We start from the raw sequence: 13,665 nt of genomic DNA on the forward strand, positions 1-13,665 counted from the left end.
TTTATTTCAATCATAGCATTAGAAGACGTAACACCAGAGGTTTGACCTCTGGTGTTACGCACTTATGGAAGATCTTATTAATAAGATTTGATTGTCGTAGGAAAACCATATGTTTAGTTAACCTGATTTTTCCAACACCAACTCCTCCTCTTTCGCTTTCGCTGTCAATGCACTCACAATACCCATGATCACAAAGGCTGCAGCTGCACTAAAGAACATCGCAATAAAGATATTTCCAATTAAGTTAAGAGACGTAAAGGTGACATACAAGGAAGCCCCCGTAACCACAGCGGCGATGGCACCATAATGATTCGCACGGTTCCAGAAATAACCGAGAGTGATTGGTGCGATAATCCCGGATATGATCGCGGAAAAGCTGAATTGGATAAGGAAGGCCAGGGACTCTGGTCGTTCTAATGAGAAGTAAAGGGACAGGAGTCCAACGACAATCAGGGATCCTTTCGCTACTTTTAATGACTTGTTGTCCAGTTCTTGCGCAGACATTTTTCTTGAAGTCAGGAACGGTGCGACAACCCGGTACAAGTCGTTACCGATACTTGTGGTAATTCCTAAGTACAGGCTGTCCGTACTGGATAAAATCGCGGAGATGATTCCGACAATCATGATGGCTGCGATGACACTTGGGAATGCTTCGATTACATAAGTCGGAATCGCAGCATCGGCACTTTGCAAGCTTGGGAAGAGTACGCGCGCGGCGAGTCCTCCAAGAACCATCAATGTAGAAATGACGCATAGCACGAGCCCTGCGGATAACGTGAATGGAGCCAGGTCTTCCTCTTTTTCAATTGACAGTACTTTGTTCAACAAGTGTGGCATCAATACGAAACTGAATAGAAGGAACTGAACGGCCATGATGGCGAGCGCACTGTTATACGGACCCCCGTCGGCAATGGCAGCGGTCAGGTTCGGGTCGATGCTATGCAGGCGGTCGGTCAGCACACCGAAAACGTTCCAACCTCCACCGATGGTCCACAAAAAGGAGACCACGATGAAGATCGAGGTAATCGCCATAAGAATCCCCTGGATGCCGTCCGTGATGATTTGTGCGAAGGCTCCGCCAAGACCGATGTAAAGAATCGTGATGGCTACACCGATGATAATGCCCCAGAAATAGGGGATGCCGATGACGGTTTCAAAAATGGTTGCAAGCCCGACATTTTGTCCGACGATATAATAAACATTGAATAAGATCAGAAGAGAGACGATGGCTTGCAGGGCTTTCGAGTTATAACGTTTTCCAAGCCACTCCGGCAGTGTCGACACGTGACCGAATTTTTTCCCGTAACGCCAGAACGTTTTGGCGAATAGAAGAAGTCCGACCCAGGATACGCCAAAGCAGCCAAGGGTGTACCAAAGCACGGCGGTCCCGTGTTCGTAGGCAAGGCCTGGGACACCGATGAATAGGTTCGCACTGGCGTAGGAGGTGGCAAAACTTGCTCCGACAAGCCATGGGCTCACTTTCCCCCGCGCGGTTGCAAATCCGGACATCGACTGGCTGTGAGCCCGCCCTTTTTTACCCACCCACGTTACAGCGGCAAAGTATACAGCCAATAAAAGAATGACGGTCCATAACAATACACTGGAATCTGTAAGCATCGTTTATCGTTCTCCTTTCTTCGTTGTGTAAAAGTTCTTCCATATGAATAATCCAAGCAACCAGAATAAAGCAACAGCGATGAAGTAAGTAAGGATCATTTTGTTTCCTCCTGTTTTTTGAAGAATGGTAGTGGGTGAGGCCCGATTTCACTGATTTCCATTTCTACTTTCATGTTATAAGTTAAGTCTGTTTCGTCTATTAATACGTGCGTCAATAGAGAAGGTCCTTCCTCAAGGGCGACCACGCCCACCACATAGGGCGTATGTTCCTGCCAGGCGGGATGGCCGGCGCGGTGAATAACGCTCCATGTTTTCAGCCTTCCTCGACCAGACGCTTTTTTCCATGTTAACGAATCATGAAAACAATGAGGACAGTGCTCTCGAGGATAGAAGATCCATCCCTCACACTTCTCGCATTGTTGCAGGCTCAAGTGCCCGGCTTGGATGCTTTCCCAAAAAGGTTGACTAACGGGTGTAATCGTAGGACCTGGCAAAGAAATGTTCTGTAGTTGGCTCATCGTTCTCCTCCTAACACAAGAGCGGTCGTTTCACTTAATGTGGCTCCGTTCCCTGTCACGAGTGCTTTTTTGGCATTAGGGATTTGTCGGTTTCCAGCTTCGCCTCTCAATTGATGGACGGCCTCAATGACATGGGACATGCCGCCTGCCAAGTCTGCCTGGCCGAAGCCCAACTGACCGCCATGCGTGTTCAATGGATAATCTCCGTCATGGCTGAAGCTGTGGTTTCTGACAAACTCCCCGAACTCACCCGGCTTACATAGACCCGCACTTTCGAGGGTTGTGGCAACGACACTTGTATAACAGTCGTACAGTGAGAAAAGGTCAATGTCTTCCACGTCCGTCCGTGCTTGTTCAAGCGCTCTTGGGATCGAATAGTTGAATGGCAGGTCCCCAATTCCCGGAGCCTGACTGACTGCCCGGTGAGTGATTTTTTCACCCGCTCCTTTCAGATAGACCGGTTTATATTTACCTTCGGCTGCTTTTTCAGCAGATGTGACGACGACGGCTGCACCACCGGCGACTGGCATGACGATTTCCAACAGGTGAAGTGGATCGGCAATCATGGGAGAGGCTAGAATATCTTCCACTTCGGCGGGCTTATTATAAAAAATCGCATCTGGGTTCAACTGGGCATTTTTCCTGGCCCAATAAGCAATCCTTGCGAAATCTTCCTGCGTGGATCCGTACTCTTCCATGTGCTGTCTTTTTAAGAGGGCATAGGAAGTATTCGCTCCTGATGCACCGAAAGGCACATCAAATTCGCGTATCGGATTGCGGTTCGGGGATCGTAATGTTTCCCCTTTTTCATTTTTATTGGCTAACACACAGACGACGGTTTCGCACATGCCGGCCTGGATGGCTGCGGCAGCTCTCCAAATCATCCCCGGGCCAGTTGCACCACCGAGATCCACCGTATTGGACATCGTGGGATCTATTCCTAGATACTCAGAAACCGTCGCCGGCACATGCTGCGGCGTTTCCCCGACTTGTGGTCCGACAAGCAGGCCGTCGACGTCTTCCTTGGAGATGCCGGCATCCTGAATAGCGAGGCGGACGGATTCTGCAATCAAACTTAAGGTTGTTTTTCCTTCTGAATAACGGACGGGCTTCAGTTCACCGATGCCGATGATCGCCCCTTGGGGTTGGTTGGCCATTACGCGAACTTCCTTTCTGATAGATGACGAAATGATTGTAAGCTGGATGGATTACGTAAGGAGGCTTCGTTTTTCACTGCATCTCCTAAAGCGGCTGTTTTCGCTGCTCCTTCGACCCTTTTTCCATTGATGGTATGGGGGATTTCCTCCACTTGATAAATCCGCTTCGGTACATGGCGAGGAGAAGCTTTGGCACGGATCTGCCTGCGTATTTCTTTTGCCAAGTCTTCCGTCAGTTTTTCTGTCACGACACAAAGGATGATTTCTTCGTCGTTATCTTTCGGTAATCCGAAAACGACGCTGTCATTAATTTCCTTGATATGGTCGACGACACCGTAAATTTCAGCCGTCCCGATGCGGACGCCTCCTGGATTCAATGTCGTATCGGCACGTCCATAAATGATGAACGATTGGTCGATGGTCTGTTCCGCTAAGTCCCCATGTGTCCAAATCCCTGGACGTTTGGAAAAGTAGCTCTTCCGGTAACGTTCCTCTCCACCTTCACCGAAAAAGGTGAGCGGCATGCTTGGGAATGGTTGGGTACAAACAAGGTCACCCTTCTCTTCGTAAACCGATGCTCCTCGCTCATCCAATACATCAACCGCCATTCCTAAAGCTTTGCATGCGATTTCGCCTCGCTTCAATGGATGAACGGGTGATCCCATCACAAAACAGCCGATGATTTCTGTTCCGCCGGAAATGGAAGCAAGGAACAGATCCTGTTTGATGGTTTGATAGATCCAGTTGTACTGTTCAGGTGCTAGTGGAGCTCCGCAGGATAGCAGACTTTTCAAAGTGTCGAGAGAATGACTGCTTTTCAGATCGACGCCTGCTTTCATCAATGTATCTAAATACTTAGGGCTTGTGCCGAAATGGGTGATGCCGACTTCATCCGCAATGTCCCACAAATGGGTGAGGGAATCCTGCCTTACAGGAGAGCCATCATACAACAGGATTGCCGCTTCACTGGCTAACCCTGAAACGAGCCATGGATACATCATCCAGGCGGTATTCGTGTACCAGAACAACACATCATTTTGCTGGACATCACAATGGAGCTGGTGCTCTTTTACATGTTGCAGGAGCGTCCCGCCGACCGAGTGGACGATCGCTTTCGGCAATCCCGTTGTTCCTGATGTATATAAAATATATAAGGGATGGTCAAAAGGGACGGGTTCGAACGTCGGCTCACTGGCTTCATTGTTGCAAAGCTCGTCCCAGGATAGAGATTGGAGTCCTTCTATAGAAGTTTCGCCTCCGAACGTGACGAGGGCGGATAGTCCTTCAAGATGCTCCGTTGTCTGTTTGATTTTGTCCACGATATCGAATGGTTTCTGCTTATATTGATAAGAGGTAGTAGCAAATAATACTTTCGGTTTCACCTGACCAATGCGGTCGACGATTCCTTTCGTCCCGAAGTCCGGGGAACAGGAGGTCCATGTCGCCCCGAGGGAGGTGGTCGCAAGCAGGGCGACCAACCCCTGGATATTGTTCGTCGTGACTCCGGCGACACAATCGCCTTTTTGCACACCTAACTGTTTTAACCCTTCCTGGGCTTTGGCTACGGATTGCCTCAGCTCTTCTAAAGTGATGCTTCGTTGAACCCCTGTCTCATTTGCTTCATAGGCAACGGTCCGATCCAGAGATCCACGCAGCAGGTTTTCAGCGAAATTCAACCGTGCTTCCGGAAACCATGTACTATCGGGCATCGAAGGTCCAGGGATAAACACACGGTCACCTTTCTCTCCGATAATTCCTGCATAATCCCAAACAGCTGACCAAAATTCAGAGAGGTGGGAAACGGACCAACGGTGGAACCGTTCATATGGAAAAAGCGGCTGGCCGGTAAATTCAGCAAAGGCTTTGATATGCGATTGTTCTATTCTTTCGCTCGATGGCTCCCATAGATAAGGGGAACGCTGAGCGGTAATCGATGTAGTCATTAGATCTATCTCCTTTCGGGTTATGAATGAGGAACTTCAATCAACAGGGCCATTCCCTGGCCGCCACCGCCGCAAAGGGAAGCGATCCCTTTTCCTCCGCCGCGCCGTTTCAGTTCATTGGCAAGGGTCAAGACGAGCCGGAATCCTGTGCCGCCTAACGGGTGACCAAGAGCGATTGCGCCACCATTGACATTGACCCGGTCATAATCGATGCCAAGCTCGCGGCAGCTGGCGATCACCACACTGGCAAACGCTTCATTAATTTCAAACAGATCGATATCGTCAGTCGTCAACTGGTGTCTATCTAATAGTTCTTGGATCGCCTGCGATGGTTTCGTCTGTAAACTCGGATCTGGTCCGGCAATCTCTGACCAATCGATGATTTCAGCCAACGGATTCTGCCCGAGTGATTCAGCTTTCTCTTTCGTGGTAACGATCCCAACGCTCGCCCCGTCCGTCATCTGTGACGCATTGCCTGCCGTAATCGTGCCTTCGTTGGAAAAGGCGGGGGAGAGGTTGGATAACTTCTCGACTGTCGTTCCTTTGCGGATGCCTTCATCTTCTTCAAGCAAACCTGCAAAAGGAGCGATTTCCGGCTGCAGCCATCCTGTTTCTTGAGCCTTAGCTGCTCGTTGCTGAGAAAGGGCAGCATATTCATCTTGTTCTTCTCGACTGATTTCAAAGGAGCGGTTTTTCTCATCGGTAAGAGCTCCCATCGATACATCCGTTAAGGCGCACCACAAGCCGTCGTTAAGTAACGTGTCTTTGAGGATGCTATGACCGAGTCCTGCAGAGGCCCTTACTGGAGCGGTATGAGGAGCATTCGTCATCGAGTCGAAGCCACCGACAATGTATAATTCTCCTTCGTTCAGCTGCAGTCTACGGGAGGCATCCGTGATTGTAGCGATTCCCCCTAAGCAGACATTGTTCAATGTGATAGCGGGTGAACCGATGTCTACCCCTGCCTTATAAGCGACTTGCCTCGCAGGGTTTTGGCCACCGCCAGCCTGGATCACTTGAGCAAGCAACACACCATCCGCCTTTTCGGCTATCGGATTTCTCTCAATTAGAGCGTTTAATGCGTGCGATCCGAGTTCTGCTGCGGATTTCTTTTTCAAAGCCCCTTTCCATTTACCGAACGGGGTACGAATGCCATCTAAAAGTACGATACTCATCTATGTAGCCACTCCTTTTTTAAAAATAGAAAGAGCCCTCTTCACAAAAATAAGAAGAGGGCTCTTGGCTCTTCTTATCTTCCAGGATCATCTCCTGCAGGAATTAGCACCTTTTCAAGCGAATGCTTGATGGTTGCCGGGCGTCAACGGGCCAGTCCCTCTGCCTCTCTGGATAAGAAAACATTATTCAATTGAAAATATAAAACCTCTCTATCAGTGATAGAGAGGCTAGAGATTATGTAAATCTCTTATCTTCCTGAGCATTCACTCAGTAGGATTTGGCACCATGCTATCAATATAGCGGTTGCCGGGTTTCACAGGGCCAGTCCCTCCACCTCTCTGGATAAGATGTTCTTTCGTTATTTGGTTAAGTGCCATGTTAGCAAGGGAAAGGATCAGTGTCAATGGATTTTATAGAAAAGTGTGAAAATTAATTTTATTTGGCGCCCAATCTCAAGCGTGTTAGAAAACGAAAAGAAAGCTTAACAGCAGTGTTTTTCGCTAGTATTTCGTATCTTTATCGATTTCATATGTATTTGTGTTTTTTGGAGACTTATGTTGTTGATTACCAGCTAAGTTTATTCTTAATTGTAAAGTCGTTTTTTCTAGGAGAAGCAGGAATTTGGATGAATAGTGTAGTAAATATTTAGTACAAGAATCTACGTTAATTCTTGTCATCCTCGCTATTCCTAACATTAAAAAGAACCTGACGAAGGGATGCAGAAGCGAGGAAAGATATCAAATAAGGGGGCATACACATGGCAGAAGTATCTTCGATGAAACAGGCCGTTGATGTTTTACTTAAAAAGGGATTATCCAAGCGGGAAATCCTAACCAATGTAGATAACAGCCATTTCCCGTTTGAGGATGAAGAAGTTGTGATGACTTTTATTGATCTACAAATTGAGTGTTCCTCTGATGATGAATTTAACAAGTTGGTCGAGTATTTATATGGATTTAATTTGAATCAATAATAGATTTATTCAATTTCACCTCTTTGAGTGTCTGTAAGAGAATGCAGACAGACTTTTTGCTTAGTAAATGATAGTGCTAACTTTAACTGTAAGATCGAACTAAAGGCTAGCGTAGTATCAACCGTTTATGGATGGTACTACGCCATTTTTTATTGGTTATTAAAGCTTATTAAATGAAGCTTAAGTGTTGTTTTGATTTAAAAACTTTAGTCGTATTTATTTAAAAATAATTAACAATTCATCATGCTTTTATACTAAAATAGAGATTGTGTAAATAATGTGTGAATACATAAAGAGAAGGTTTTTTCTTCGTAAAAGAAAGAGGAGAGTGAGTGTATGTTATTTAAAAAAGGAAAAATAGAGCATGTTCTTGTGCTTGCCATTCTGGCGCTTATTGTCTCGCTGGGAGCTCCAGGGGTTAGTCATGCAGGTTCGGATGTTACTCCACCCACATTGAATATGTTGACTGTATCAAAACAGGAGGCTTCGGTTGGGGATGAAGTGAAGGTTACAGCTGATGTGAGCGATGATCTATCGGGTGTGAAAAGAGTCAGTATTAGGTATGAAGCACCTGAAGGAACAGCAGCCAAGCACATAACATTAAATATGAATTCTGCAACGGGAAAATATGAAGGTAGTTTTGAAATTGGAAGATATGATGTCTCGGGACATTGGAAAATAGATTTCTTATACGTGTTAGATGAACAAGATAACCATTACTATTACAACAACTCTTATGGTGGTTCAGAGTATAAACGGGAAACCTCAGAATATGTAGATTTCAGTTCGTATGATGTAGTAGTGTTTGGAACAGAAGAAGATAAAGAGCCGCCTATGCTAAAAGAACTGCAAGTAACACCTAGAAACGTGACGATAGGGGATATAGTAAAGGTATCAGCTGATGTGAGTGATAATTTATCAGGTGTGGAAAGAGTCAGTATCAGGTATGAAGCACCTGAAGGGACAGCGGCCAAGCACATAACATTAAATATGAATTCTGCAACGGGAAAATATGAAGGTAGTTTTGAAATTGGAGAATATGATGTTTCAGGACATTGGAAAATAGATTTTTTATACGTATTAGATGAACAAGATAATCATTACTATTACAACAACTCTTATGGTGGTTCAGAGTATAAACGAGAAACTTCAGAATATGTAGATTTCAGTTCGTATGATGTAGTAGTTTCTGGAACGAAAGAAGATAAAGAGCCACCTAAGCTTGACGATCTTCGTGTAAACCCCACAAATGTGACAAGGGGGGAAATCGTAAAGGTAGCCGCTAATGTAAATGATAATTTATCAGGTGTGAAAAGGGTCAGTATTAGGTATGAAGCACCTGAAGGAACAGCAGCCAAGCACATAACATTAAATATGAACTCTGCAACTGGGAAATACGAAGGTAGTTTCGAAATTGGAGAATATGATGTTTCGGGACATTGGAAAATAGATTTTTTATACGTATTAGATGAACAAGATAACCATTATTATTACAACAACTCTTATGGTGGTTCAGAGTATAAACGAGAAACCTCAGAATATGTAGATTTCAGTTCGTATGATGTAGTCGTAGAAGAAACGGACAAGATTGCCCCAATAACAAGCTTGGATATAACCTCTTCCACTCCAATGAAGAATGAATGGTACCCTTCAAATGTTACAGCTAATTTAAGCGCAACCGATGAAGAAGCCGGCATCAAAAAGGTAGAGTATCGGATAAATGAAGGAAGCTGGACCGAATATACAGAGGCTTTCGAAATTAGCCAGGAAGGCGAAGTTCAGCTTGATTACCGAAGCGTAGACCATGCTGGAAATATAGAGGAAATTCAAACCGAGATCATCAAAATAGATAAAACATCGCCGGTGACGACAACTTCTGAAATTCCTTCTGGCTGGGGTAATGAAGAAATCGAACTATCCTTAACGTCTAGGGACGAATCTTCAGGTGTAAGTTCTATTGAGTATAGAATGAACGAAGGTGAGTGGACTGCCTACGATACACCTATTACGATCGATGAAGAAGGTAAACATGTCATTGAATATCGAAGTACAGATCAAGCAGGGAACCAGGAAGAAATTCAGACTGTCGATGTTAATCTTGATTTTGGAGTCCCAGAAACTACAATGAGTTCTGTGAATGATGAATGGCATAATACCAATGTAGAAGTAACGTTAAGTTCTTCCGATGGTTTGTCAGGTGTCTCAAAAACGGAATATAGGGTGAACGAAAAAGAATGGGTAACCTACGATACTTCTATTCTCGTTGAAGAAGAAGGAAGCAACAATGTAGAATTTCGTAGCATCGATCATGCAGGAAACGTTGAAGCGACACAAAGCAAAGTGATTAAAGTGGACAAAACCGCACCAGTGACCACAGCTGAAGAAGTACCGGTGGACTGGTCCAGTCAGGATGTTGCGCTAACCTTATCATCTTCAGATGAGCTGTCAGGCGTATCTTCCATCGAATATAAAATCAATGATGGTGATTGGAAAGACTATAGTGATCCTATTAAGTTAGATCAAGAAGGATCGACAACGATTGAATATAGAAGTATTGATAACGTCGGCAATGTAGAAGAAGTTCAAAGTGAAACAATTAAATTAGACAAAACGGCACCAGTTACATCTGTTAATGGAGTTCCTGAAAAATGGGCGAATAAAGCGACAGAGATCATACTAACAGCTAAAGACCAATTGTCAGGTGTAGCTGCGATCGAGTATAGAATGAACGAAGGGGAATGGACAGACTATAGCGGTCCTATTACCTTCCAGCAGCAAGGCGAGAATGTCATTGACTATCGCAGTGTCGATACAGCTGGGAACGTAGAAGAGTTTAAGAGTATAACTGTAAAATATGACGATCATGCTCCACAAACATCGGCTGGTAATGTAGGCGACCAATGGCACAACTCCGAAGTAGAGGTAACCTTGAGTTCCACTGATACATTATCAGGAGTGGCTAAGACAGAATATCGGATCAATGAGGGAGAATGGAAAGAATATACGACTCCTGTGTTGGTTGATGAAGAAGGCAGCCACACTGTTATTTATCGCAGTTTCGACCAGGCAGGCAATGAAGAAGAGGTTAAAAGTGTCAACGTTAAGTTGGATACAACTGCTCCAGGTACAGCTATGAGTACTGAAAAGCGAGACGGTGGTGTGGAGGTAACGTTGGCTTCTTCTGATGCACTGTCTGGAGTAAGCAAGACAGAATATCGAATCAATCAGGGAGAATGGCTGGAATATAACTCTACTGTTATTGTAAGCGAAGAAGGAACTCATACCGTCGACTATCGTAGTGTCGATCATGCAGGAAACGTGGAAGCAATCCAGTCTAGTGAGGTAACGATTGATAAGCCTTCCAATGATGTTACTTTTAAAGATATCAAAGGTCATTGGGCTGAAGACAAAATAAATTATTTAGTAGAAAACAACTTATTATCGGGTTATAAAGACGGTACCTTCCAGCCCGATGTAAATATAACGAGGGCTGAAGCAGCAACCGTTATTTCCAGGGAACTTGAACTTGAGAAGATTGGGTCTGACTTTACAGACGTTTCAGAAGATCACTGGGCGAGCGGGTACATTGGTGCAGCCGCCAAAGCCAATATCCTCTCAGGGTACAAAGATGGAACCTTTCACCCGAATGAAAATTTAAGTCGAGCAGAAATGGCAACCATCGTTTCAAGAGCCTATCAATTACAAGGCCAAACCAATATTTTCTCCGATACGAAAGGGCACTGGGCGGATTCCTATATTCAAACCCTGGCAGCCAATAATATAACGGTCGGGTACCCGGATGGAACCTTCAAACCGGAACAGGAAATTACTAGAGCAGAATTTGCCTCTTTTGTAGCGAGAGTTTTGGAAGACAGCTTCAGAGTAACTGACTGACAATAATTAATCATCATAGAATCTGAGCATATAAAACACCTTCAAAGTCTTATAACGACTGTGAAGGTGTTTTTTAATAAAACTTCCCCTACTCCCCAGCTAGGAAAGGGATATGTTCATGGCCATCTGGAAAGGAATTCCTGTACTTTTACTGAATAAGTATAGTAGGTGGTTGTCCTTTTTAATGAGAATGTGGTTATGTGATCGCTCAATAGATTGAAAACCTTTAAAAATAATATCTATTATTTACTGTGTCTTATCTATAAAAGGGGCATTTCCAGGAGGTAATGATATGATTAAAAAAATATTCTTTTATGTATTCATCATTTCCGTTCTTAGTGCCTGCAGCCAACAAAGCGTAAAAGAAGAGGATCTTATCACATTAGAAGAGGTGCAAACGGCTATTACAGATCAAGGGTTGGTTTTAGAGGATGCAGATTTACCAAGCATCAATGCTTTCACTAGAGAGTTAAACGGTGTTTCTCCCGAAGCCTATTTTATAGATGGTGATACACTTTCTATTTATGTATTTCCATCTACAGATGAACGAAAAGAAGGAATGGATGATTTTGAAGAAAAATCAGCCGCAGCTGGAGTCGCTGAACACGAAAAGTACACGCGTAAAAACATATTGGTATTTTATGAACTTGGAAATGAGGAAACGAATAGTAAATTAAAATCAGCAATAAATGGATTAGAGTAATCCTGTGATTTATTCAATGTATCAGCACAGATATCCCATGAACCATTCGAAGTGATGAAATGGAAAAAGCGTAGCATCCTATTTATGATGCTACGCTTTTTCTGATGAGAAATGTAATGGCATGGGTGCGTTTAAGGCTTGTAATAATAATCAGGATCATTCATGAAGCGGTCAAAGACATTCCATCCTTGTTGGTCTTTGACTTCATAGGTTGCTGTATTCGTGGCTGCTCCATTTTCAAAATTAATTCTCCAATCATTAATAAAGAAAGACCAGGTTGAATTATTGTAAATGATGGTTTGGAAATGGTTTTCCTTTACATGCTTGATTCCGTCTTGTGCGAAGCAGAACGTAGAGTTATCTGTATCCATAACCCCAATTCTATTCATCTCTCCATTTTTAGCATAAAATAATTGTCCACACGTCACATTGGAGCTCTGAACTTCTGTTGCAACTAATACATCAGGATTGCTATCAAGGACATACAAATTTTGTTGTGATTCGTTGTAAGTGAAGTCCCCAATGGCAACTTTTTGATCCATCGGCGACGAGTCGCCTAGCTGTAATGTCATTTCATAATAGCCTGAATGGAGAATGTCCCCTTCGTTGGCTCCAGCCCAAGGCAAGTCATTGATCGTCGTTTCCTCATTATCTGCAAATACCCGAAGTTTATAAGAACGGTGAAGGCCGTCAAACGTAGTTTCCAATCGTGCAGGAGAACCTGGTACACGAAACTCCGGATTGATGGTAGCACCTAACACTTTGGCAAATGCAGCACGGGTAATATCATTTCCTGGTTGGAAGGTTCCATCCGTGTATCCGTTAATAATCCCTTTAGAATTTAAGTCTAAAATGCTTTCTTGTGCCCATGGGAATGTATGATCATCAGTGAATCCCTGAGGGTTCCCTTCACGATTGATGGAATAGGCACGGTCTACGATAAGAGCCACTTCAGCGCGAGTTATGTATGCATTCGGTTTAAAGGTCTGGTCTGGATATCCAGAAATGATTCCTTTTTCATACGCGACACGAACCGCATCCGTATAATACTTGCCCATTGGAACATCCACAAACGGATTGCTTTGTTGTGGAGTGGCTTCTGGATATAAGTCTTTAATCACCATTAAGGCTACTTGACCCCGAGTCACTTCTTCCTTTGGTTTAAATGACCCATCGGGATAGCCACTGATGATTCCATGATCGCTCAAGTACAATATTTCACTTTTTGCCCATGGTACCTGATCTAAATCCGGGTATGATTCCGAAGCGTTCACTGTGAGTGCTGGAATAGTCATTAAAGCAAAGAGCCCGAAAAATAATGAAAAGATTTTTTTCAATGTAGATCCCTCCTTCTTTTGTAGGTCTTATTATAGTAGATAAATAGATAAAATGGTAATTTTGTACTGCATGAATAACTACAACGATTCTAAAATACAATTGTAAATCCCTCTTATCAAATTACACAAGTATCCATTTTCATTAATAGTTTCACTTCAAATTATATCAGGGTCACTTTAAAAGTATGCTCTTTATGTTGACACTACAGCAAGTTCGTTTCTTTATTACAGATTATTTATGATTCTTTATATCTTTATGTTTTCCTTTAAATTCCTTTATTTAGTGTAGATTAGACCCGATAAAAGGAATGGAAGGCTTTTCGTCTTTGTTCTTTCATACTTAAAGC

General features: G+C 43.8%; 9 protein-coding genes and 2 riboswitches. Of the genes, 3 read left to right on the forward strand and 6 right to left on the reverse strand.

Going from position 1 to position 13,665, the window contains the following annotated elements; translation table 11 throughout:
• Positions 1-117 precede the first annotated feature (117 nt).
• The 5 genes from DYE48_RS18695 to DYE48_RS18715 form a co-directional block, all read right to left on the reverse strand.
• Entirely contained in the window at positions 118-1,617 is a 1,500-nt protein-coding gene (locus DYE48_RS18695; protein ID WP_115824887.1) for a sodium:solute symporter family protein, read from the reverse strand.
• Between the two features lie 95 nt (positions 1,618-1,712).
• Positions 1,713-2,135, reverse strand: coding sequence for a Zn-ribbon domain-containing OB-fold protein (locus tag DYE48_RS18700; protein WP_115824888.1), 423 nt, complete (start codon positions 2,133-2,135; stop codon positions 1,713-1,715).
• Positions 2,132-3,292 carry a thiolase family protein gene (locus DYE48_RS21265; protein ID WP_167449552.1) on the reverse strand — a complete coding sequence of 387 codons (1,161 nt, stop codon included), beginning with the start codon at positions 3,290-3,292 and terminating at the stop codon, positions 2,132-2,134. Before DYE48_RS21265 ends, DYE48_RS18700 begins: the two co-directional genes overlap by 4 nt.
• Positions 3,292-5,235: an acetoacetate--CoA ligase gene (locus DYE48_RS18710; protein WP_115824889.1), complete on the reverse strand. Its 1,944-nt coding sequence runs from the start codon at positions 5,233-5,235 to the stop codon at positions 3,292-3,294. Before DYE48_RS18710 ends, DYE48_RS21265 begins: the two co-directional genes overlap by 1 nt.
• A 20-nt stretch (positions 5,236-5,255) precedes the next feature.
• A complete protein-coding gene (locus DYE48_RS18715) occupies positions 5,256-6,410 on the reverse strand; it encodes a thiolase family protein (RefSeq protein WP_115824890.1) in 1,155 nt (384 codons plus the stop codon).
• 71 nt (positions 6,411-6,481) lie between these two features.
• Positions 6,482-6,589: riboswitch (SAM riboswitch) on the reverse strand.
• A 66-nt stretch (positions 6,590-6,655) separates the two neighbouring features.
• Positions 6,656-6,760: riboswitch (SAM riboswitch) on the reverse strand.
• Between the two features lie 408 nt (positions 6,761-7,168).
• On the opposite strand from DYE48_RS18715, the gene DYE48_RS18720 reads away from it, so the two are divergent.
• From DYE48_RS18720 to DYE48_RS18730, 3 genes are all read left to right on the forward strand, one after another.
• On the forward strand, positions 7,169-7,384 hold the full coding sequence (locus tag DYE48_RS18720; protein ID WP_115824891.1) for a hypothetical protein: 216 nt from the start codon (positions 7,169-7,171) through the stop codon (positions 7,382-7,384).
• Between the two features lie 336 nt (positions 7,385-7,720).
• Entirely contained in the window at positions 7,721-11,278 is a 3,558-nt protein-coding gene (locus tag DYE48_RS18725) for an S-layer homology domain-containing protein (protein ID WP_115824892.1), read from the forward strand.
• A 292-nt stretch (positions 11,279-11,570) separates the two neighbouring features.
• Entirely contained in the window at positions 11,571-11,981 is a 411-nt protein-coding gene (locus tag DYE48_RS18730; RefSeq protein ID WP_115824893.1) for a hypothetical protein, read from the forward strand.
• Between the two features lie 131 nt (positions 11,982-12,112).
• On the opposite strand, the gene DYE48_RS18735 is transcribed toward DYE48_RS18730, so the two are convergent.
• The gene (locus tag DYE48_RS18735) at positions 12,113-13,318 is read right to left on the reverse strand and encodes an S-layer homology domain-containing protein (protein ID WP_115824894.1); all 1,206 of its coding nucleotides are present in this window, start codon (positions 13,316-13,318) and stop codon (positions 12,113-12,115) included.
• Between the last annotated feature and the right edge of the window lie 347 nt (positions 13,319-13,665).

The sequence above is a fragment of the Halobacillus trueperi genome (assembly GCF_003386945.1).
Taxonomy (GTDB): Bacteria; Bacillota; Bacilli; order Bacillales; family Halobacillaceae; genus Halobacillus; species Halobacillus aidingensis.